At 63.5% G+C, this 22,011-nt stretch carries 23 protein-coding genes; 18 read left to right on the forward strand and 5 right to left on the reverse strand.

The annotated features are described in order from the left end of the window. The first annotated feature begins 9 nt into the window (after window positions 1-9). From pxpB to XW59_RS26000, 8 genes are all read left to right on the forward strand, one after another. Window positions 10-729: a 5-oxoprolinase subunit PxpB gene (gene pxpB / locus XW59_RS25965; protein WP_047148445.1), complete on the forward strand. Its 720-nt coding sequence runs from the start codon at window positions 10-12 to the stop codon at window positions 727-729. After that, window positions 726-1,781 (forward strand): biotin-dependent carboxyltransferase family protein, encoded by a 1,056-nt coding sequence (locus tag XW59_RS25970; protein ID WP_047148320.1) that lies wholly within the window; start codon window positions 726-728, stop codon window positions 1,779-1,781. Before pxpB ends, XW59_RS25970 begins: the two co-directional genes overlap by 4 nt. Further along, complete coding sequence (locus tag XW59_RS25975) at window positions 1,778-2,434, forward strand: GntR family transcriptional regulator (protein WP_047148321.1); 657 nt, start codon at window positions 1,778-1,780, stop codon at window positions 2,432-2,434. The genes XW59_RS25970 and XW59_RS25975 overlap by 4 nt, the downstream gene beginning before the upstream one ends. After that, window positions 2,431-3,381, forward strand: coding sequence for an NAD(P)-dependent oxidoreductase (locus XW59_RS25980; protein WP_047148322.1), 951 nt, complete (start codon window positions 2,431-2,433; stop codon window positions 3,379-3,381). Before XW59_RS25975 ends, XW59_RS25980 begins: the two co-directional genes overlap by 4 nt. Beyond that, the gene (locus tag XW59_RS25985) at window positions 3,378-4,652 is read left to right on the forward strand and encodes a hydantoinase/carbamoylase family amidase (RefSeq protein ID WP_047148323.1); all 1,275 of its coding nucleotides are present in this window, start codon (window positions 3,378-3,380) and stop codon (window positions 4,650-4,652) included. The genes XW59_RS25980 and XW59_RS25985 overlap by 4 nt, the downstream gene beginning before the upstream one ends. Further along, window positions 4,649-5,284, forward strand: coding sequence for a GntR family transcriptional regulator (locus XW59_RS25990; RefSeq protein ID WP_047148324.1), 636 nt, complete (start codon window positions 4,649-4,651; stop codon window positions 5,282-5,284). The genes XW59_RS25985 and XW59_RS25990 overlap by 4 nt, the downstream gene beginning before the upstream one ends. Before the next feature lie 18 nt (window positions 5,285-5,302). Next, window positions 5,303-6,487 carry a Xaa-Pro peptidase family protein gene (locus XW59_RS25995; protein ID WP_047148446.1) on the forward strand — a complete coding sequence of 395 codons (1,185 nt, stop codon included), beginning with the start codon at window positions 5,303-5,305 and terminating at the stop codon, window positions 6,485-6,487. Window positions 6,488-6,551: 64 nt separating this feature from the next. Then, window positions 6,552-7,238 carry a fumarylacetoacetate hydrolase family protein gene (locus XW59_RS26000; RefSeq protein WP_047148325.1) on the forward strand — a complete coding sequence of 229 codons (687 nt, stop codon included), beginning with the start codon at window positions 6,552-6,554 and terminating at the stop codon, window positions 7,236-7,238. Between the two features lie 98 nt (window positions 7,239-7,336). Here XW59_RS26000 and XW59_RS26005 read toward each other — a convergent pair whose 3' ends face one another. Continuing rightward, complete coding sequence (locus XW59_RS26005; RefSeq protein WP_047148326.1) at window positions 7,337-8,017, reverse strand: DNA alkylation repair protein; 681 nt, start codon at window positions 8,015-8,017, stop codon at window positions 7,337-7,339. 240 nt (window positions 8,018-8,257) lie between these two features. Here XW59_RS26005 and XW59_RS26010 point away from each other — a divergent pair, with 240 nt between their 5' ends. After that, window positions 8,258-8,917: a dihydrofolate reductase family protein gene (locus tag XW59_RS26010; RefSeq protein WP_047148327.1), complete on the forward strand. Its 660-nt coding sequence runs from the start codon at window positions 8,258-8,260 to the stop codon at window positions 8,915-8,917. A gap of 137 nt (window positions 8,918-9,054) precedes the next feature. Here the strand turns inward: XW59_RS26010 and XW59_RS29460 are convergent, their stop codons facing one another. From XW59_RS29460 to XW59_RS26025, 4 genes are all read right to left on the reverse strand, one after another. Further along, complete coding sequence (locus XW59_RS29460) at window positions 9,055-9,222, reverse strand: hypothetical protein (protein WP_170990226.1); 168 nt, start codon at window positions 9,220-9,222, stop codon at window positions 9,055-9,057. A gap of 199 nt (window positions 9,223-9,421) precedes the next feature. Then, window positions 9,422-10,555 carry a metallophosphoesterase gene (locus XW59_RS26015; protein WP_047148328.1) on the reverse strand — a complete coding sequence of 378 codons (1,134 nt, stop codon included), beginning with the start codon at window positions 10,553-10,555 and terminating at the stop codon, window positions 9,422-9,424. 213 nt (window positions 10,556-10,768) lie between these two features. Further along, window positions 10,769-11,704, reverse strand: coding sequence for a pyridoxal-phosphate dependent enzyme (locus tag XW59_RS26020; RefSeq protein WP_047148329.1), 936 nt, complete (start codon window positions 11,702-11,704; stop codon window positions 10,769-10,771). Beyond that, a complete protein-coding gene (locus XW59_RS26025) occupies window positions 11,704-12,717 on the reverse strand; it encodes a succinylglutamate desuccinylase/aspartoacylase family protein (protein ID WP_047148330.1) in 1,014 nt (337 codons plus the stop codon). The genes XW59_RS26020 and XW59_RS26025 overlap by 1 nt, the downstream gene beginning before the upstream one ends. A 130-nt stretch (window positions 12,718-12,847) precedes the next feature. On the opposite strand from XW59_RS26025, the gene XW59_RS26030 reads away from it, so the two are divergent. The 9 genes from XW59_RS26030 to XW59_RS26070 all read left to right on the forward strand — a co-directional run bounded on the left by XW59_RS26030 (window position 12,848) and on the right by XW59_RS26070 (window position 21,909). After that, window positions 12,848-14,119 (forward strand): alanine racemase, encoded by a 1,272-nt coding sequence (locus XW59_RS26030; RefSeq protein WP_047148331.1) that lies wholly within the window; start codon window positions 12,848-12,850, stop codon window positions 14,117-14,119. Between the two features lie 5 nt (window positions 14,120-14,124). Beyond that, entirely contained in the window at window positions 14,125-14,793 is a 669-nt protein-coding gene (locus XW59_RS26035) for an amino acid ABC transporter permease (RefSeq protein WP_047148332.1), read from the forward strand. A 13-nt stretch (window positions 14,794-14,806) separates the two neighbouring features. Beyond that, entirely contained in the window at window positions 14,807-15,457 is a 651-nt protein-coding gene (locus XW59_RS26040) for an amino acid ABC transporter permease (RefSeq protein WP_047148333.1), read from the forward strand. Next, window positions 15,444-16,178, forward strand: coding sequence for an amino acid ABC transporter ATP-binding protein (locus tag XW59_RS26045; protein WP_047148334.1), 735 nt, complete (start codon window positions 15,444-15,446; stop codon window positions 16,176-16,178). The genes XW59_RS26040 and XW59_RS26045 overlap by 14 nt, the downstream gene beginning before the upstream one ends. 32 nt (window positions 16,179-16,210) lie before the next feature. After that, the gene (locus tag XW59_RS26050; RefSeq protein ID WP_047148335.1) at window positions 16,211-16,996 is read left to right on the forward strand and encodes a transporter substrate-binding domain-containing protein; all 786 of its coding nucleotides are present in this window, start codon (window positions 16,211-16,213) and stop codon (window positions 16,994-16,996) included. 31 nt (window positions 16,997-17,027) lie between these two features. Beyond that, on the forward strand, window positions 17,028-17,375 hold the full coding sequence (locus XW59_RS26055; protein ID WP_047148447.1) for a RidA family protein: 348 nt from the start codon (window positions 17,028-17,030) through the stop codon (window positions 17,373-17,375). Window positions 17,376-17,506: 131 nt separating this feature from the next. Further along, entirely contained in the window at window positions 17,507-18,511 is a 1,005-nt protein-coding gene (locus XW59_RS26060) for a succinylglutamate desuccinylase/aspartoacylase family protein (protein WP_047148336.1), read from the forward strand. 34 nt (window positions 18,512-18,545) lie between these two features. Further along, window positions 18,546-19,622, forward strand: coding sequence for a LacI family DNA-binding transcriptional regulator (locus XW59_RS26065; protein ID WP_052958473.1), 1,077 nt, complete (start codon window positions 18,546-18,548; stop codon window positions 19,620-19,622). A 295-nt stretch (window positions 19,623-19,917) separates the two neighbouring features. Then, window positions 19,918-21,909 carry an FAD/NAD(P)-binding protein gene (locus XW59_RS26070; protein WP_052958475.1) on the forward strand — a complete coding sequence of 664 codons (1,992 nt, stop codon included), beginning with the start codon at window positions 19,918-19,920 and terminating at the stop codon, window positions 21,907-21,909. Window positions 21,910-22,011 lie beyond the last annotated feature (102 nt).

Here is a 22,011-nt window from a genome sequence, read left to right on the forward strand (position 1 = left end):
CCCGACCAGATGACCCCGACCATTCACCCCTGCGGCGACAGCGCGCTGATGCTGCAGCTCGGCGACAAGATCGACGCGGAGGCAAACGCCCGGATTATCGCCCTTGCCGCAAGGATCGAAGCGGCTGGGGTGATGGGCGTGGGGGAGGTGGTGCCGACATACCGTTCCCTGCTCCTGCGCTATGATCCCGAACGGATCCGGGGCGCGGAAGTCGAGCGTATGCTGCTGCGCGGCTACGAAGGACTTTCGGACACGGAGACCGCCGGCCGACATTGGACGGTTCCCGTCGTATACGGTGGCGAGGTTGGCCAGGATATCGAGGAGATGGCGCTTGCCAAGGGACTGACGCCTGACGAGATGGTCGCGCTGCATTCCGGCGCCGAGTATCGCGTCTACATGATCGGTTTCGCGCCCGGCTTCGCCTATCTGGGTGGTCTACCCGAGATCCTTCATACGCAGCGGCTTGCCACGCCCCGTCAGAACATTCCCGCGGGCGCCATCGGTATCGGCGGGCAGCAGGCGAGCATCAACTCGGTTGCGGGGCCTTCGGGCTGGCGCTTCATCGGCTGGACGCCGGTAAAATCCTTCGATCCCACCCGACCGGAGCCGTTTCTGTTCAGGGCGGGCGACCGCATTCGTTTCCGCGCCGTGGAGGTGGATGAGGGAAAGCTTCTGGCGGAACGAATCGAGGCGGGAGAAGCCGTCATCGAACCCGAGGCGGCGGCATGAGCATCGAAGTCCTGTCCAGCGGACCCATGCTGACGGTGCAGGATGCCGGTCGTTGCGGTCTGCGCCACCTCGGCGTCTCGAATGCCGGACCGATCGATGGGCCGGCCATGGCTCTCGCCAACGCGTTGTGCGGCAATCCCGTCGATGCGGCGGCGCTGGAGTTTGCCGGTCCTGGCGGCAGTTTCCGCAGCACGCGTGCGGTGCGTTTCGCCGTGACGGGCGGGCTTTGCGACATCCGCATCGAAGGCCGCCCGGTGCTCGCGAGCATGAGTCACCGGCTCAATCCCGGCGAAATCCTGCGGGTTGGAGTGCCCGACGGCGTGGTCTGGGGCTATCTCGCATTCTCCGGCGGGATCGCCATCGCTCCAGTGCTGGGATCCCGTTCGACACACCTGCGCAGCGGGCTCGGCGGTGTCGAGGGGCGCGCGCTACGGGCGGGAGACGTCCTGCCCCTCGGCCCGGATGAAATCGATGCGCCCTGCCTGCGTTCTGGCAATACGCTGCGTGGATCGAAGGTCGGCGAGCCGATCCGCGTCATCCTCGGTCCGCAGCAGGATTATTTCTCGGCCGAGATACTGGAGCGGCTGACAACCGAGGAATTTACGGTCACGCCGCAGCGCGACCGTATGGCGATGGTGCTGGGCGGCGTCGACATGCCCGCCGCCGGCGGGCACGACATCGTCTCCGACGGCACTGTTCCCGGTTCGATCCAGGTGCCGGGCTCCGGCCGGCCCATCGTCCTGCTGGCGGAAAGCCAGACCACTGGCGGCTATCCCAAGATCGCGACCGTCGTCTCCGCCGACCTGCCTCGGCTGGCGCAACTCCCGGTCGGAACCCGTTTCCGATTCGGTATCGTGTCGCGAGACGAAGGCGAGGAGCTCTGGCTCGCCCATTGCCGCAATTTGAGGGCGACGCTTGCCGATCTGGTGCCGAAGTCGGAAGGGGTGCTCCGCTCGGACTATCTGCTTTCCTGCGATCTGGTCGGCGGTATCTTCTGCCCCGAGGAAGTGGTCTGGTCCGAGCTTTCGCAAGGCAACAGGAGGTCGGAATGAATGGCTCCTCGAATCTGGCGCGCAATGCGCGTCGCCGGATCATCGACATGATTCTCAACGGTACGCTGAAACCCGGCGACGCTCTTCAGGAGGCGGCTCTGGGAGATATCCTCGGCATGTCCCGCACCCCCGTGCGCGAGGCGATCAAGCGGATCGAAAGCGAAGGGCTCGCCGTTTCCGCGGGCAGGTTCATCCGTGTTCGCCATCTTACGCCGGCGGAGATCGAGGAGATCTTCTTCCTGCGGCTTCAGCTCGAACCAATCTCGGCGCGCGCGGCGATCCGGCTGCCTGCGCCGCTGATAGACGGGATGGAGGCGCGTATCCGCACTTTGATGACGGACGGGCCGGATGGCGATGATCTGCAATGGCGCATTGACGACGACTTGCATGCCATGCTGGCGCGCGCGGCCGGAAATCGAACCACCGAAAGCGTAATCGCCGGACTGCGCAATCGCACCTGCGTCTTCGACCACAATCAGGTGCCCGAGCGCTTTCTCAAGGGCTGCGAGGAGCATCTCGAGATTCTGGCTGCGATCCGATCCGGTGATGCCGATGCGGTCGAGACGGCGGTGGCAAGGCATCTCGAACACGCGCGCGACGCCGTTCTCGCGCGCCTGCAGCAACTCCAGTCCCAATCCAAGCCAGAATCATGAAGTGCCTTATCATCCAACCGATCCACGAGGCAGGTCTTCGCCTGCTTGAGGAAAACGGCATCGAACCCGTCCTGTGCCCGGCATCCGACATGACCACCGTCGCACGTCATATTCCCGGCTGTGATGCCGCGATAACCCGCGATGCCGGCCTGAGCGCGGAGGCTTTCGCCGTTGCCGACCGGCTGCGGGCCGTCGTCGTCCACGGCACCGGCCATGATCCCGTCGACAAGGCAGCGGCGGCATCGCGCGGCGTGATCATCGCCAACACGCCCGGCGCCAATGCCCGCTCCGTGGCGGAGCTGGCTCTTGGTCTTGCCATCGCCGCGGCGCGTCGGATTACCGCCGCGGATCGTGCCGAGCGCTCCGGACAGGCAGGCTTCCGTGAATCCGCCCGCTTCACGGAACTTTCGGGCAAGACGGCGCTGATCATCGGCTGGGGCGCGATCGGTCGCGATCTCGGGCGGATGCTCGACCAGGCATTCTGCATGCGGGTCCTCGTCTACTCGCCGCGGGCGCCGGCGATCGAGCGCTGCGAGCGCGTTTCGACGCTTGCGGAAGGACTGGCCGAAGCCGATCTCGTTTCGCTGCACACTCCCCTTCGGCCCGAAACCCGTAACCTGATGGGAGCCGAGGCGTTCGCGGCGCTCAAGCCCGGCGCCATTCTGGTCAATGTGGCGCGCGCGGGTCTGGTCGACGAGACCGCGCTTATCGAGGCGCTTCGCTCCGGTCGACTTGGCGGCGCGGCTCTCGATGTCTATTCGCCGGGGGCGCCGCAGGGAGCGCTTGCGGATTTTCAGAATGTGATCTTCACCCCACATCTGGGCGGAACCACCGAGGAGGCGCTGCGCCGCGTGGCCGAGGCCGCGGCAAGCCATGTGATCTCCGCCCTTGCGGGAACCATGCCACCCACGGCGCTCAATCCCGAGGTCTGGAGGAAATCGGAATGAGCCGCGTTGCAGCAGCAGAGACATCCATGATCCTTGGCGAGACGATTTCGCGGGTTCTGTCTCGGGTGAACGCCCTTTCCGATGTCGGCCCGGGCTGGACGCGTCCTTCCTATAGCGACCTGGAAAGCGCCGCCCACGTCATTATCGAGGACGAGGCGCGCCGACTGGACCTTGATGTTCGGCGCGACGCGGCGGGCAATCTTTTCGCGCGTATGCAGGGCAGCGACCCGCAGGCGGTGCCGCTCTATGTCGGTTCGCATCTAGATACGGTGAGCCAGGGCGGTGCCTATGATGGCCAGGCCGGCGTGGCGGCGGCGCTGGCGCTGGTCGCGGCGTTGCGCGCCGAGGGGATTATCCCGCTCATGGATATCGTGGTCACCGTAACGCGAGCCGAGGAAAGCGTCTGGTTTCCGGTCTCCTACATCGGCTCGCGGGCCGCTCTCGGGCGGCTTGACCGCGAAGAGCTTCAGGCCAAGCGGGTCGATACCGGACAGAGCCTCGCCGATCATATGCGGCGGCAAGGCTATGATCCCGAGGCCGTCCTTGACGCGACGCCTCCCGCGCCCGCCAGGTTTCTGGAGTTCCATATCGAACAAGGGCCGGTGCTGCATGGCGCGGGTGAGCCCTATGCGATCGTCACCGCCATCCGCGGCGGCCTGCGCTACCGTTCCGCGTCGATCCATGGCGTCTGGGCGCATTCCGGCGCCGCGCCGCGCGAGGGCAGGGCGGATGCCGTCGTGGCCCTCGCCGATCTGATCATGGCGATGGACCGGGTCTGGGCCGAGATGCTTGGCGAAGGCGCCGATCTGACCGTGACATTCGGCCGGGTGGATGCGGCAGGTCCCGCCCATGCGATGGCCAAGGTGGCGGGTACGCTCGAGTTCTGCCTCGATATGCGCTCTTCCGACGTGGCCGCGCTCGATACTGCCGATGCCCGCCTGCGCGCCGAGATCGCTCGGATAGAGGCGGAGCGTCCGGGAATCCGTTTCGACCTCGGCCGGCAAAGCCGCAGCCATCCGGCTGCCCTTTCCGCTGCCATGGCTGATCTGGTCGAACGTGGAGCCGCAATGCGCGGCGACCGACCCCGCCGGATGCTCTCGGGCGGCGGGCATGATGCAGCCGCGTTCGCGGCCGCGGGCTGGGAAAGCGTCATGGTCTTTATCCGAAATTGGGACGGCAGCCATTGTCCCGAGGAAGGCATGGACGAAGCCGACCTTGTCAGGGCCGTGGAGGCCGTTCATGCTGCCCTCGTTGGGGGAGGCGGTTCATGACATCCGAGACACTGGCCCAGATGGCCTATCGCCGGATTAAGCAGGATATTCTCGAAGGCCGTATCCCGCCGGATACCATCGTGTCGGAGCGCGAGCTTGCCGAGAAGCTGGGGATTTCCCGCACTCCGCTGCGTTCCGCGCTGTCGCGCCTGGAGCGCGAGAACGTCATCGGCCGGCTGGACAACGGCGTATTGTTGGTGCGCTCGGTCTCGGTCGAACAATTGATCGAGATCGTACAGTTGCGCCAGATGCTGGAAAGCGCGGCTGCCGCGCGTGCCGCCGCTTTCGGGCTGACGCCGGAGCTTGAACGATTGCGCGAGGTGATGGCGGCTTATGCCGACGGCCTCAATGTCGCATTCGACGATTTCTGGAAGGAGGACGACCTGTTCCACGTCGCCGTGGCGCAAGCAGCGCGGCTGGATATCCTGCCGGGAATTCTCGCCGAGCAGCGCGCAATCGCCCGGCGCTGCACCATCACCCGCACTCATGACCGTTTTGCCGATCAGGCACGCGAACATATCGCCGTGATCGACGCCATCGCCAGGGGCGACGCGGAAGCCGCGCGCGACGCAATGTCATGTCACTTCGACAATGTGCGCCACCGTTTCCTCAACTGGCTTTCGCGTCATTGAAAGTAATCTGAAATGTCCATGGAACTTGCACTTGCCCGCCCGGAAAGCGGTCCGGCTCGCGGCTCGGAGGCGGTATTTCCCGCGGAGGAGTTCGCAACACGTATCGATCGTATCCAGAAAGCGCTTGCGCCGCTCGGCGCGGACGGGCTGCTTCTTACCGGTCCTGAAAACATCTTCTGGGCGACTGGCCGACAGACCGCGGGCTATTTCGCTTTCCAGGCGCTGGTCGTGCCGGCAAATGGCGATCCCGTGCTGCTCGTTCGTCAATTGGAGACGACCGGCGCGCGCGCCTCGACCTGGCTTGCGGACATCCGGGCATGGGAGGATGGCGAGGATCCGGCCAGGGCGCTTGGCGCTCTCGTCGCCGAATTGAAGCTGAGGCATCTCGCGATTGAGCGCAACGGGTGGTTTGTGAGCCCTGATCTGTTCGATCGCATCGCGAGCGAGCTTTTCGGCGCGCGCCTTTCGGACGGCTCGGGGCTGGTGGAGGGATTGCGGCTCGTGAAATCGGCGGCCGAGCTTGCGGCGATCCGTTTGGCCGCGTCCTATGCCGAGACCGGACTTTCCGCCGCGATCGATGCGTGCCGACCAGGCACCAGCGAAAACGAAGTGTCGGCCGCGATGATGGCCGCCGCCATTTCGGCGGGATCGGAAGCCATGGCGATGGAACCGCTCGTTTCTTCCGGGCCGCGCTCCGGCATTCCCCATGCCACATGGCGGCGGCGGGTGATGCGTGAGGGGGATGGAGTGTTCCTGGAGCTTGCCGCCAGCCGCGATCGCTATCACGCCGCATTGATGCGCAGTGTATGGATCGGGGAGGCGCCCGCCGACGCGCGGCGCATGATGGACACCGCCCTGCGTGCACTGGACGCCGCTCTGGGCGCGATGCGACCCGGCGTCGCCGGCTCCGCTCCCCATGATGCGGCGCAGATCGTGATCGACGCCGCCGGACATACCGCGGCCTTTCGCAAGCGCACCGGCTATTCCATCGGGGCCGCTTTCGCGCCCGACTGGGGCGAGGGGGCGATCATGTCGCTGTTTTCCAACGTGTCGCGCCTTCTGGAGCCGGGCATGGTCTTCCATCTGCCGGTGACCTTGCGAAGACACGGCGTATTCACCGTGGGCGCCTCGGAAACCGTTATCGTCACCGAAAACGGCGTCGAGCCGCTTTCCGGCTTGCCGCGAGGGATGACGATCCGCTAGGTCCGAACCCGATCCCTTTTGCAAGCGAGCGCGGGTATCCCTCCATGCCAGAAAGAAAGCCAAGATGAACTACGTCCTGCCGCCTGCTCTTCCGGCCTCGGTTCCAGTCGCCGGCCGCGACGAGCGATTTGCTGTCCGCCGCATTTACTGCGTCGGCCGCAACTATGCCGAACATGCCCGTGAAATGGGTCACGACCCGGAGCGTGAACCGCCCTTCTTCTTCTCCAAGCCGGCTGATTCGCTTCTGACGGACGATCGCGATTTGCCCTATCCGTCGCAGACCGGCGATCTTCATTTCGAGGGGGAGCTGGTCGTCGCGCTCGGCAAAGGCGCGCGGGACATCGCCGCCGACGATGCGCTGCAATTGGTCTGGGGCTATGCCGCCGGCAACGATTTCACGCGACGCGATCTTCAGGCCGTGGCCAAGAAGCTGGGACGGCCCTGGGACCTTGCCAAGGGTTTCGACCATTCCGCGGCCTGCGGCAGGCTGCATTCGGTGGCCCAGGTCGGCCATCTCGCAAGCGGCAGGATCCGGGCGCTCGTGAACGGCGAAGTCCGCCAGGACGGGGATCTGTCCCAGATGATCTGGTCGGTGGCCGAGATCATCGCCACGCTTTCGCAATCCGTCGCGCTCGAAGCGGGAGACTTGATCTTCACCGGAACACCCGCTGGTGTCGGCGCCGTGGAACGAGGAGATATCGTGGCGGTGGAGATCGCCGGTCTCAGTCCGCTGGTCACCGCTATTCGCTGACCTGCGACGGCTTGTTTGCGACAGCCGCATAATTGCTGCGCCAATCGCCTGCAGGCTGATTGCCGAACCGCCCCTTCGGGCGTGTTTTTAACGCGCGATCAAGGGTCGGGCGTCCCTTCGCGCCGGCGAACCATCTCGGCGATCCACAGCGGTGCGTAGGGTGGCGTGCAGCCGGGCGATGCGGGGTAGTCAATGAGAACGGCTAGCTGCTTTCCGATTCCGATTGCCCGGGCGCGATGTTCCGGATGACGAATGCCGATCTCGGCGAGGCAATGGTTCATGGCCCATTGCTTCTCGGCGGGAGCCTGCTTCATTTCGTTTTCGATCTGGCTGAGCAATGCATCGAGGTCGAGGCCTTCCGCGTTCTTGACGACTCTCTCGACCGTCAGGCTCCAGCCCGCGCGTCCGACCAGATTGTCGCCGTCCTTCCAGCCGAGACGAAGTTCTTCGCCGTGGCGGCCAGGCTTCACCACGTTCACGATGAACCAATCGAGGAGCTTGGGAGATCGGATGTCGTTGACCATCGCGTCGAGCTCGCTCGCTGAAAAGGCCTTCGGCCTGCAGACCAGCGTCGCGAGAAGGCGAGCGGCGGTGTCGCCTGTGGCCCAAAGCTGAAGCGCGAGTTCTTGTTGCGTCTTCAGACGCTTGGCAAGTGAGCGAAGGTGGGTGAGGTTGACGCCATGATCGTCGCCGCGGCGCTCGTTGACCGCGCGCATCTTCGGGTCTTCGAGCGTGGCGAGCTCGCGCATCACTTCCTTGGTGGTCGCGCCCGTCGACATGATGCTTCCCCATGTTTTCAGCCCGAGAGGTCTCCCGCACCCCGAACGGCTCCATCATAGCCCATGAGCAGCCTGGCAACAAAGCCGCCGAGCGGACGACATCTCGCGGCCTTCGTCCGGAGAGGCACGCGGATGCCCGTAGGCGAACTGCATATTTTTCCCGTCCGTTGTCGAAAGCGGCCGCGCCCATTCGTCCTTATTGTGTAGCGCGGGGCCGCAACGGCCCGAAGGAGAATAGAGATGAGGAAGATCATCACTGGTGCATTTGTGAGTCTCGACGGCATCATGCAGGCGCCGGGCGGGCCGCAGGAAGATCCTACCGGGGGCTTCGAATATGGCGGTTGGGCCGCCCCCTATTTCGACGGTGCAATGGGAGAGGCCGTGGGCGAGATATTCGCCGAGCCCTTCGACCTCTTGCTCGGCCGAAAGACCTACGACATTTTCGCTGCGCATTGGCCCTATGTCGGTTCCGACGATCCGATCGGCCCGTTGTTCGACCGCATCACCAAATATGTCGCGACCAGAAATCCCGATCTAAAGCTTGATTGGCAAAACAGCCAAACGCTCGGCACCGACGTGGTCGCCGCGGTGACCAAGCTGAAAGGGGAGGCGGCGCCCAATCTGCTCACTCAAGGCTCGACCGAGTTCCTGCAAACCCTGTTCAGGAACGACCTCGTCGACGAGCTCTACATCTCGTTTTTTCCGATCGTGCTCGGGAAAGGCAAGAAGTTGTTCGGTCACGGCGCCGTGCCGGGGGCGTTGAAACTCGTCAGTTCCAGGGTTTCTGGTTCCGGCGTGACGGTCAACAAATACGTTCGCGGCGGCGACATAGTCACAGGCTCATTCGAATTCGAACAGCCGACCGAAGCGGAACTGGAACGGCGCAAAAACCTGACTTGAGGCGGAAGGGAGGCGCTCAGTCATTTCTCCCGATGCAGAGCTTCCCTGAACCTCTTCCCTTCCGCATGAATGCCGTTTGCAGGGAAAGACATCGCCTTCCACAAGGCGATGTCGATCGTGGGGAAGCTACCGCTGCTTCAATTGACCACCGCGGCGGGATCGCCCGGCTCCTGAATGGTGCTGGGTGGCGGCGGTGCCTCGAACGTCCCAGGTTCCGGCGCGCCGCTGGCGGGTTGCGAACTGTTGCACCCGGAAAGCACGAGCATCGCGAGACCGATTGCGGGAAGGACGGCTTTGTAAAACATGTTTCCTCTTGGTCTTTGCCCGCCGCCGGTCGCATAGGGCAGAAGGCGACCCGACCGGTCAACCGAACCCGGGCTCAAGTTTGATTTCGGTCATTCATGATGGGCCGGCCTTCGAGGTTGAATGCGCGAAATCATCGGGCGCGGATCCAGTCGGCCTTCGGTCCGGTCGTCGGCGTCACACGCTGATCTCTCCATTGATCTAGCGGGCGGCGAGATGGATCTCCTTGCTGAAGGCATTCGTGAACGCCACGCCGCCCTTGTCGTTGGTTGCCTCGGCGAGCACGACGTCCAGAAACTCGCCCGTGACCCGTGCCACGGCAAAGCCGCCCATGAAGGTGGCCTTGGGCTTGAACAGGTCGATCCCATCGCTCTGATAGATCATCGGCGTCTCATGCTGATGCCCGTGAAAGAGGCCGATGACATTGTGGTCTTCGATCGCCGCAAGCAGCGCCCGCCTGTCGTCTCCGCTCCACCAATGCGGAGCGCCGGACCCTTCGGCATCGAACGTATGCCGATCCGGATCCCAATGCTCGGAGGAGAACGCGTCCCAGCCATAGTGCTGGAACAGGATGACTGGTCGACCGTCGCCGGCATTATCGGCCAAATCCTGCTTCAGCCAGGGAAGACTGTCCGCCGCGCCCCGGGTCTTGTCTCCGCCGAAGCGGTGAAGCTGGACGAGATGCAAGCCGCCCCAATCCCATGAATAGCAGTCGGACGAGGCATCGTAGTTGCCCGCCGGGACCGGTGGCTTGAAGAACACGCCGGGCCGGTGATTGATTTCCACGTAATCGCGAAGTTCGCGGCGATACCAGTCGACATGCGGCGGCGGTCCGTTCTGATCGAGATCGTGATTACCGAGCCCGGCATAAACGGGGAAATGCACCCGGTCTTCCCCCAGCCCCTGCTGATAGCGGTGGCTGAACTGCAGAAGCTGCGTGCCCTCATCGGGCATGGTTATCTGGCCGCCTCCGTCATCCGTCATGTCGCCGCCGACGACAAGGCCGGCCGGCGTGGAGATCGATGTTCCTGCGCCGCGAAGCCCCGTCGTCACCCCACCGATTTCGGTCGGCCAGCTGTGTCCGGCGATGTTGTTCAGCGCAGCGATGTGGCGGAGCAGGTTTTCATCGGTTTTTCCCTCCTCCTGGCAATTTGGACTGAGGCCGGTGGCCATGCGACAGGCATGCACGTCGGCGGTGAAGAGAAATGTGACGTCGATTGGCGGAATGGGATTTCGCGATTGACCGAAGGACATCGCGGGCAGAAGCCAAGACGCGGTGGCACAGGCGCCCGCGCCCAGCAATCTTCGCCTGGAAAGTGGTTCGAATCTCCTCATCCTGGGTTCCCGGCATCCGACTTCGGGATCATCCCGAAATCGTGCTGCGTGTTGAACGCCGATTCGGAGGCGGGCTGCGTTCCGGCAACCGTCACTCTGGAAAGTGAGCGACGTCGGGCGTCGTCGCGTATCCTTGCCGGCCTCTGTTCGGCGTCATCATACTCAATGGCGTCAGTTAACGCTGGAACTGCGCCGATTGCCAGTCCGAGACGATTAAAGGGCGGGCAGTCCTGCGCCGCACACGGGTACGGTCACGGTTTCGCCGGCGGCAACGCTTACCTTGCCCTGTGCGAGCGCAGCCACCGCCGCGGCGCCGCTGAGATCGGCGGCGAGACCAAATTCGAACCACAGCCAGTCGGCCGCTTCCTGCATGGCGTCGTCTTCGACCAGAACGACCTCGTCGACGACCGAGCGCGTCAGTTCGAACAGTTTTTCATCGGTGCGCCTGCAGGCCATGGTCGGCACGCGTGTTGTCACTTGCGCGAGCGTCATGACCTCACCGGCGGCAAGCGAATCGTGAAGCGTCGGCGAGCCGACCGGTTCCACGCCGATCACCCGTATCGACTGCTTCAGCGCCTTGAGTGCGACGCCCGCGCCGGTAATGAAGCCTCCGCCGCCGACCGCGATGACCACGACGTCGGTTTCCGGCGCATCCTCCATGATCTCAAGGCCCACCGTCCCTTGTCCCGCGACGATGAGCGGATCGGCGAAGGAGTGGAAATAGATCGCGCCTTCCCGCCTGGCGAAGTCGAGCGCGGCTGCATTGGCCTCGTCGAACTCGTTTCCGGCGATGATCGGATTGGCGCCCCATTTGCGGATCTTCTCGATCTTTTCCGGCGTTACGTTGGCGGGCAGGAAGAGCGTGGCCGGTACGCCGGCGACAAAGGCGCTGCGTGCCACGGCGAGCCCGTGATTACCCCCCGAGGCCGCGACGAGGCCGCGTCGAACTTCATCGGGAGAAAGCGAAAGCAGCTTGTTCGAGGCTCCCCTTGCCTTGAAGGATCCGGACGGCTGCATGCACTCGAGCTTGAGTTTGAGATTGCCGGCGGTGACTTCCCGGTGAAGGCCGCTGGCGTCCATCAGCGGCGTGCGCCGTACGAGCGGCCGGATGCGCTGCGATGCTGCCTCGATGTCCGCCAGTTTGATCATCACAGAACTCCTTTGAAGGGCGCGGCAACGACGAGGCAACAATTGCCGGGGCGTACCCTGCCGGGCTGCCGTCGGCCGTAGAGGATACCATCCTGTTGATAGGTCAACTCGCTCGGCGTCCGTGCCGGATCGTCCGGGAAGTGGATGCGGCCCGCCGGCTGGCCGGCCGAGACCTTTTCGCCGTTGGCGTGGAACGGCTCGAATATGCCATCGCCGCTCGCGAAGACATATCCCTTCTCACCCGGAATTTCGAGGATCGTGCGTTCCTCGCGCACGGCGTGAGCCACGGGCCGTTCGATCACGCCGAAATGGCCGAGCACGTTGCGAATGCCGTTGCGGCAAATCTTCAGCGCCTCGATGCCGACGGTGCCGCCGCCGCCCATTTCGGTGCCTACCGTCGTCAATCCAGCTCCGACGGAGCTGGCCGTGGAAGTGCGCGTTTCCCCCAGATTGCCGATGACGACGGTCAAGGGAGCATCGAAGGCAAGCACGGCCTCCACGTTGCGGCGATGATGCTCCTCGCTCGGGGCTGGTTCCACGATGGCGCTGGGGAGAATGTTCAGCGAGGAACCACCCGAATGCAGGTCCACGAAAGCGTCTCCGAGAGGATAGACCACGTCGTGCATGAAGGCGGAGATTTGTTGCGACAGGGAGCCGGCCGGATCGCCTGGGTAGGTCCTGTTCAGATTGAGGCCGTCGACGGGCGAGGTGCGTCGCCCGGCCATGACCGCCGGGATGTTGAGCGCCGGAAGAACGATCAGCCGGCCCTGGATGCTTGCCGGGTCGAGATCACGGATCAATTCGCCCAAGGCGATGGGGCCTTCATATTCGTCGCCATGATTGCCCCCGGTCAGGATGACCGTCGGTCCGCTCCCATTGCTGATGACGGCGAGTGGAATCCGCGTGGCGCCCCAGGCGTCTTCATGCGGCGAATGCGGGATATTCAATGTCCCGACCTGCTTTCCCTGGCGTTCGAAATCGACCGTCCAAAATGCCGTGCTGCGTCGCGCCATATTCGCAACTTCCCTCCGAATTTCCACAAAATGCAAATTGAGCGTTGTCAATCGCATCATAAATGATAACGTTGTCATAACTCGCCTGTCAGAGACCTACAAGGGGGCGGGACGCATTCAGAGGGGAGCAATGGGGATTGAAGCGAAGATAGATGGAGCCATCCGCGGCGTGCCGGTCGATCTGCCGGATTTCTCGGATGACTCGGTCGCGAAACTGGGATGGCGTCCAGAAGCAGGCGATACAGGATTGCCGGTTCTCACGCTCGATCGCGCCGCCTATCTGAACAACGTCGACGCCATGTTCACCTATGCGGCAGCGGTGGGAGTGGACATCGCGCCTCATGTTAAAACGCCGATGGCGCCTGCACTCGCCGACGATCTCGCCGCGCGTGGCGCCTGGGGCCTTACGGTTGCGGATGCGCGCCAGGCGTTCGTGTTTCTGAAGGCCGGGTTTCGCAAGCTGGTTCTCGCCAATCAGATAGGTGGCGCACGCAGCGGTCAGCGCCTCGGTCGCATGCTCGCCCGGTTTCCGGACGCGGAAATGATCCTGTTTGTCGACGGCGTCGAGGCGCTCGCGGCCGTGAATGCGGCAGGCGAGGCAGCCGGTCGCCCTCTCGATGTCCTGGTGGAGGTGGGCGGCGCAAGAGCCGGGGCGCGAACGATCGATGACGTCGCCGGCATCGTCTCGGCGGCGACGCGCGCCTCCTTCGTCCGGCTATCCGGGGTCGCGGCCTATGAAGGGGCGTCGGCCACCGCGGATGCGGATGGAACCCGTCGCGCGATTGCCGGTCTTCATGCCCTGGCCGGCGAGGCGCTCGCGCTGGTGCGGCAGGCGGAGCCCGGGCGCCGGCTGATCATAAGTTCCGGCGGCTCGTCCTTTTTTGATCTGGTCGTCGCGGATTTGGCCGAACTGGCGCGCGCGGACGGAAACACCCGGCTTCTGCTTCGCAGCGGCGCGATTTTCTTCCACGACCATGGTGTCTACCGTCGTGGTCTCGCCGAGCTGGATCGGCGTCGAGGCTTCGCGCCGGCCGGTCTCGGTCCTGCTTCCATGGCGTTCCGGCCTGCCTTGCGGATATGGGCGGAAGTCCTTTCGCGTCCGGCCGCGACGCTCGCCATCTGCGGCATGGGGATGCGTGACGTTTCCTTCGATCAGGGCTTTCCCGAACCGCTGGCCGCATGGCGCGAGGGGAGGCGGATCGCTCCTGCGGAAAGAACGGTGCGCAAGCTGAACGACCAGCACGCCTTCCTCGCCATAGCGCCCGACGACGGTCTCGAGGTCGGCGATATCGTCGAGTTCGGCATATCGCATCCCTGCACCTGCATCGACCGCTGGCGCTGGATATTCGAGCTCGACGAGGCGGGTTCGGTGCGCCGCCTGGTCCCAACCTTCTTCGGCTGACAATCATGGGAAATCTAAACTTTCGACCCCTGTGGCGTTATCAGGACGCGATCATCGAAGGCATCGTGACCACGCTGTGGCTGACGGTGATCGCGACGCTCGCCGGGCTCGTCATAGGCACGATCTGCGCCCTCGTCCTGCGCAAGGGACCGAAGCCGGTCCGCTATCTGATATACACCTATATCGAGATCATCCGGAACACGCCGCCGATCATCCAGATCTTCATCGTGTTCTTCGTGTTTCCCGGCTTCGGCGTTCGGCTGGACCCGTTTCCCGCCGCATCGATCGCGCTCAGCCTCTATTTCGGCGCCTATGCCTCCGAAATCATCCGCTCGGGTCTCGATTCCATTCCGCGCTCGCAGGTCGAGGCCGGTCATTGTCTCGGACTCAGCGGCCCGCAGGTCTTTTTCCACGTCGTGCTCGCGCCGGCGTTGCGAAACATCTACCCGTCCATCACCAGCCAGTTCGTGCTCGTCCTCCTCGGCACGTCGATAGCCTCGCAAATCTCGACCGAGGAGCTCTTCCACACCGCCGGTTTCATCGACAGCCGGACATTTCGAAGCTTCGAGGTCTATGCCCTCGTCGCGTTGATCTATGTGCTGCTGGTGACCGCCTTCCGCCTGCTCTTCGCACTCATCGGAAAGCTGGCTTTCCGCTGGCCGACACGGCGCTGAAGGAGAAACCGTCATGCGTCAGTTCTCTATGATCGATTTGGTGGCCTTGACCACGGCGCTTCAATACACGGTGCTGCTCGTGGTCCTGGCATTGGCGTTCGGAAGCCCGCTCGCGCTTTTCCTGGCGTTGTTGCGCACCACGCAGTCCACAATCCTGCGATTGTTCACGGCCTTCGTGCTGCAACTCGTCCAGGGCATACCGCTGCTTGCGCTGCTCATGTTCTTCTATTTCGGCCTGCCTGTTTTCCTGGGTGTGCAAATCCCGCCGCTGGTCGCGGTCACCGTTGCCTTCACCATCTACACCGCCGTGTTCCTCGGCGAGATCTGGCGTGGCGGCATCGAGGCGGTGAAACAGACGCAATGGGAGGCCGCCGCATCGCTCGGCATCAGCCGCTGGCAGCAGTTCCGCTATGTGATCGCGCCCCAGGCGATGAAGATCGCGCTTCCCGCCACGGTCGGCTTTCTCGTGCAGCTCATCAAGGGCACCTCGCTGGCGGCGGTCGTCGGCTTTGTCGAGCTGACACGTGCCGGCCAGCTTGCCAGCGCGGCGACCTTCCAGCCCTTGCTCATCTATTCGGTGGTCGCGGCGATCTACTTCGCGATCTGCTTTCCCCTGACACTCTGGTCCCGGAAATTGGAGGCCGTCCTCAATGGCTCTCGTTGAAATTCGCAACGTTCAAAAGTCCTTCGGCGCGCTGAAGGTCCTGCATGACGTCTCGCTTTCGATCGAGGAAGGCGAGATCGTCACCATCATCGGACGCTCCGGATCGGGCAAAAGCACGCTGCTTCGCTGCATCAACGCCCTGGAGGAGATCGACGGCGGCGAGATTCTCATCGAGGGACAGAAGGTCTACGGCAAGATGCCGAACCTGAAGGAGCTTCGCCAGCGCGTCGGCATCGTCTTCCAGTCGTTCAACCTGTTTCCGCACCTGAAGGTCGAGCGCAACATCACTCTTGCTCCGACCCTCACCGGCCGCGCCTCGAAGAAGGATGCGCGCGAGCTCGCACTGAGCTGCCTTGCCAAGGTGGGGCTCGAGGAGAAGGTCGACTCCTATCCCGAGCAGCTTTCCGGCGGTCAGCAGCAACGTGTGGCGATCGCCCGATGCCTCGCCATGTCGCCCCACCTCATGCTCTTCGACGAGGTCACCTCGGCGCTCGATCCGGAACTCGTCGGCGAGGTGCTGAAGGTCATGGAAGACATGGCGCGGCAGGGCATGACGATGGTCCTCGTCACGCATGAGATGGGTTTCGCGCGGGACGTGGCCACCAAGATCGTCTTCATGCATCAGGGTCGGGTCTGGGAAGAGGGGCCGCCCTCGGAACTGTTCGCGAATCCGAAGACTCCGGAACTGCGGGCCTTCATCGGCTCGACCCGACAGACTTGAAAAAACTTCATAAAACTGAGGAGAACCAATCTATGCGCATATTCAAGATGATGATGACGGCGGCGCTGCTCGTTGCGGCGCTGGCCTTGCCGGCGAAGGCAGACAAGCTGCAGGATATCCTCGGCGCGGGGAAGGTGCGCGTGGGCGTGCTGCTCGATGTCCCGCCCTGGGGATTCACCGACGACGCGGGTCAGCCGACCGGACTTGACGTCGAGGTCGCCAACCTCATCGCCAGCGAACTCGGCGTCGAGCTCGAGCTGGTGCAGCTAACCGGCACGAACCGGATTCCGAGCCTGCTTGCCGGCCAGGTCGACCTTCTGATCTCCGCAATCGGCGCGACGTCGGAGCGGGCTCAGCAGGTCATGTTCTCTCAACCCTATGCGGCGGTTCAGCTCGGTGTCTACGGTCCGTCCAGCATCGAGGCGACCGAAAACGTAGCCGATCTGGACGGCAGGCAGATCGCCGTCGCACGCGGCACCACGCTCGATCTCTGGCTGACCGACAATGCTTCGGGCGCGCGCATTTCGCGCTTCGAGGACGTGCCGTCCACATTGGCCGCCTATCTTACCGGCCAGGCCGAGATGTTCGCCGAAAACAGCGCGATCGTCGTCAACGCCAAGAAGGATCACCCGGACGCGGACATGGAGCTGAAATTCTCCATTCGGCAGTCGCCGGCCCATGTCGGCGTGCCGATGGGCGAGCACAATCTGCTTCAGTGGGTAAACACCTTCGTCTTCGCAAACCGCCTGAACGGTCGCCTGCCTGAGCTTCAGAAGAAGTGGTTCCAGGAAGAACAGGGCGATCTGCCGGCACTTTGAGCAACTCGAGGGTAAAGCACAGGACTGAATGATGACCATCAAACGTTTCCAGGTCGGACCGCGCATGAGCCAGGGCGTGGTCGCCCAAGGCATGCTTCATATCGCCGGACAGGTGGCGGACAACAGGAAAGGCTCGATCGAGGAACAGACGCGCGAGGTGCTCGCCAAGATAGAAGCGCTCCTTCGCGAGGCGGGGACCGACAAGTCCCGTCTGGTGACGGTCAACGTCTTCCTGCCGAACATCGCCGACTTCGATGCCATGAACTCGGTTTACGACGCATGGATCGATCCGGCAAATCCGGCGGCTCGTGCCTGTGTCGAGGCGCGGCTTGCCGATCCTGACCTGCGGGTCGAGATGACGGCCAGCGCGCTCGTCTGACCTTCCCGGCGGCCGGGTTTTCCCCGGCCGCCGGTGCCGTTTCAATTAAACTCGGCTTCCGGCGTCGCGCGAGACGAGGAAGCCGAGCCGATCCGGAGCAGCCCGCGCTGCCATCCCTGAAAGGATTTTTCTTGCACTCCGGTCTCCTGCATTCGCTTGATTTTGCCGCCGAGGGGCGGCAGGACGGCTTTCTCAGCATCCCTTATTCGATCGATCGCTCCCCCTATTTCCAGATTAAGATTCCAATCGTCCGCCTCAAGAATGGTGACGGTCCCCGTCTCCTCCTGATGGCTGGCAACCATGGCGACGAATATGAAGGTTGCATGGCCCTGGCCCTGCTGACGCGCCGCCTGCGGCCGGAAACGATCCGGGGCGAACTCACGATCCTTCCCTTCACGAACGCGCCGGCGGTGTTCGCGGCACGCCGCCGCTCGCCGCTCGACGACGGCAACCTCAACAGGGCGTTTCCCGGAAATCCGAACGGATCGCCGACCGAACGACTTGCTGCCTTTCTGGAACGCGATCTTTTTCCGCGCCATGACGTGATGCTCGATCTTCATTCGGGCGGCACGAGCATGGCTCATCTGGCGACGTCGCTCATCGAGCGCCAGGGACCGGCCGAGTACTTCGCAAGGACGCTGGAGCTGATGCGCGCGCTCGGCATGCCATACGGCTTCATAGCGGAGAACGGTTCCGATGCGCCGACCTCGCTGGCCGCTGCTGCGCGGGCGGGTATTGTCGGCCTGAGCGGCGAGTTCGGCGGCGGTGCGACCGTCACGCCCGCGAGCATGGAAGGCGCGATGTCCGCGATCGACAACCTGCTGATCGCCGTGGGCGTCTTGGATGGGCCCGTTCTCCTCGAGGAAAAACGACACAGCGAAACATCGCTGCTCGTGCTGAACAGTCACGAGCAAGCCATCTATGCAGACCGGCCAGGTTGGTACCAGCCGGCGCGCGACATCGGCGACGAGGTGGAGGCCGGCGACATTGCCGGTTGGTATCACGACTTCAATCGGCTTGATGCGCCGGAGCAGGTCTTGCGCTTCGGTCGAGCCGGCATCGTGCTGTCGCAGCGGCTGCATGCGATGTGTCAGACTGGCGACTGTCTTGTGCAGGTTGCGGTGCCGCACGTATAGAGCGTTTTGAGCGAAGCAATCGCGAGAGTCCGCAATGCCTCATTTTCCCTCTGAGATGGCCACGCCGGACCCGGTCGAACGTGTGCCCGTCACGGAGCCCTCGGACGGCATCCCGCCGATCGGCCAGAAGGTGAGGATCGAGGAGGTCGCGGCGCTCGCAGGCGTATCGCCGATCACCGTCTCGCGCGCGCTGCGCAATCCCGCCATCGTTTCGGAAGCGCGCCGGAAGCGGATCGAGGAGGTCGTCACCAAGACCGGCTACGCTTCCAATCCCCACGCCAGCGCGCTCAAGAGCGGCCGCTCGAACCTGGTGGCGGCCTTTCTGTCCAACATAACCAGCCAGCAATACACCGCCGCCGCGGAAGGGTGCGCGAAGGTGCTGGAGGAAGCGGGCTATCATCTGGTCATCGCTCGCACTTCCTATTCCTATGCGCGGGAGACGACGCTGATCCGGGCGCTGATGACGATGCGTCCGGCCGCGGCCTTCATCACCGGTGTGATGGAACTGGAAGAGAACCGCATCTTCCTGCGCAACCTCAAGGTTCCGATCGTGGAGAGCTGGGCCTATGCCAGCGATCCGATCGACATGCTCGTCGGCTTTTCCAATACCGACGGGGTGCAACTGGTCGTCGATCACCTCGCGGAGAAGGGCTACCGAAAGGTCGGTTTCGTCGGTCGCAGCAGCGGCCGGGGCACGATCCGGCTGAACGCGTTCCTGAAAGGGGCGGAAGCGGCCGGAATCGAGATCAAGGCGACCTTGACGGTGGCGAACGTGCAAGGGATCGCGGACGGCCGGCAGGCACTGCGCTCGATGCTCGCTGCTTCTCCCGACATGGACGCCGTCTTCTGCGCCAATGATCTCCTCGGTATCGGCGCGATGCTCGAAGCCCGCGCCATGGGCCTCAACATTCCGGGGGATCTGGCAATCGTCGGTTTCGGCGATAGCGAGGTGGCAGCGGAGGTGCCGCCGGGCATGACCACGGTGGTGGTCGATGCCCACGCGATCGGCGAAAAGGCGGGCGAGATGCTTCTGGCGCGCCTTACCGGGCAGAAAATCGAACGTCCATCCTGCCTCTTTCCCGTACGGCTCGAGGTGCGGGGCTCCTCGTAGCAGGCACGGCGGCGCCGGGCGCTGCATCAAAGCCGGCATCTCGGGTCGGCAATGAACTTCAAATGGAAACCGCGGGCGGCAGCTATCCGCAGTCGAAGTTCTTGTTGCTCGGGAACTTCCCGTGAGCCGGCTTTGCCTTGCTTGCGCTTATGAGAACGCTTGTCTTCAGCATAAAATACTAAAACCTGCCAAGCATTCGAAGTTATCGATGTGTTTCTTCCCAGTACCATTAACTCGCAAATGTCGTGCTTAAGCAATCGCTGAAGTAATCATGATCATTGCGAGGAGATCAATAATGAATGGGGAAGACAAGAATCTCGGCATGGGCCGCTCCATCCGGCGGCGCGATTTCATACAGGGAATGGCCGTGGCGGCAGGGGGCGCTGCCGCGCTTGCGGCAAGCTCCAAGGCCTTCGCACAGACCGCCGGTGGCACGATGGTGGCCGACGGGCCGCCGTCGCCCGGCAGCTACCCGCCGCTGCGCGACGGCATGCGAGGCATGCATCCAGGTTCGTTCGAGGCAGCTCATGCCTTGAGGGACGGTCAGGAATTCGGCGCGCCCGAGGACACCAAGGAGACATATGATCTCGTTGTCGTCGGCGGCGGGCTCAGCGGCCTGGCTGCGGCCTATTTCTTCCGCAAACGCGCGGGAGCATCCGCGCGTATCCTGATCCTCGACAATCACGATGATTTTGGAGGGCACGCCAGGCGAAACGAGTTTGTCCACGACGGCAAGCAGCTCATTGCCAATGGGGGCTCCTCCTACATGGTGGCTCCGTCCCAGTGGACCTACGAGTCGATCTCCCTCATCAACGAATTGGGTATCGCGAAGGGACATCCGACCGACAAGGTCGACCGCGAGCTCTATCGCTCGCTCGGTCTCAAGACCGCTACTTTCTTCCGCAAGGAAGTCTACGGGGACGACAAGCTCGTACCGGGAGGAACGCCGCTCAACCCGACGCCGGAGTTCCTTGCCGACACGCCGTTTCCTCAGGCGGTACGCGATGACCTGTTCAAGCTGGTCAAGGGCAAGGTCGACTATCTGGCAGGTCTTAGCGTGGACGAGAAGATCGCGAAGCTGAAATCGATCAGCTATCGCGACTACCTTCTGAATGTCGCGAAGGTACATCCCGATGTCGTGCCGCTCATGCAGGGCATGTGGTGTCTTGGGGCCGATATGGGCACGGCCTGGTTTGCCTTCTTCCGGATGAGGCCCGGTTTCGAAGGGCTGGGCCTGGAGCGTCCATGGGGTTCTCCCGAAAGCGAAGAACACATGGCGGACGATTTTTCGCTTCCGGCCGGCAACAGCGATATAGCGCGCCTCATCGTTCGCGCGCTCATACCGGAGGCGCTTGCGCCCGGTGATTTCGCGGAAGTCGAGACGAAACGTGTCGACTATGCCGCCCTCGATCAACAGTCCTCGCCGACGCGCATCCGTCTGGGCAGCCTTGCCACCCGCGTGAAGCCCGCCGGCGGCAGCCGTGTGATGTTCGAACCGGACGACGGCGAGATCGAGGTCACCTACATCAAGGACGACAAGCTGCAGCGGGTGCGCGGCAAAAATGTCGTGCTGGCCTGCATGAACAATGTCATTCCTTATCTTCTGCCCGAGCTGCCGGAGACCCAGAAGGATGCGCTTCGCCAGGCGGTGCGCGCGCCGAACCAGATGACGAACGTCCTGTTTCGCAACTGGGAGGCCTTCGCGAAGCTGAAAGTCAGCAGCGTGACCTTCCCCGGCACGTTCTTCGGTCGCATGGGATTGCCGACGCCGCGTTTCCTTGGGGAGATGACGCCGTCATTGGCTCCGTCGGAGCCGATAGTGGTGAGCTTCGGAACCGGTTCGAACTCCGGCATTTGCTCGAACGAAACCATGGTCGGCGAATTGCTGGGCGGGACGCCTCCGGAACCCGGGACGCCCATGGACGAGCAATTCCGCATGGTGCGCGCCGGATTGCTCGAGACACCTTTCGAGACGTTCGAGCGCGCAGTGCGCAGGCAGGCGGCAGCCGTCCTCGGTTCGGGCGGGTTCGACCCGGCGCGCGACATATTGGCGATAACCGTCAATCGCTGGCCACATGGCTTCACGACGGGGCGCAACACGCTGTTTGAGCCGGCGAAGCCAGACGACGTCTCACCGACGGTGATCGCCCGGCAGCCCTTCGGTCGAATTACGATCGCGAATGCGGATGCAGGCGGGGTGAGCACCGCCGGAACCGCCATCGACGAGGCTTTCCGCGCCGTGCGCGAATTGGAACAGCGAAGCCTCGGCTTCTACGAGCAGATTTGACGAGGCTGGTCGCCGGAGGCGCATTTCCGATGCGTCCCCGGCGGCCAAATTTTCGGGAAGGTCGACCGGTCCTTCGCTGCGACGGTCGCATTTGATTAGCCG

The sequence above is a fragment of the Aquamicrobium sp. LC103 genome (genome assembly GCF_001014615.2).
Taxonomy (GTDB): Bacteria; Pseudomonadota; Alphaproteobacteria; order Rhizobiales; family Rhizobiaceae; genus LBCQ02.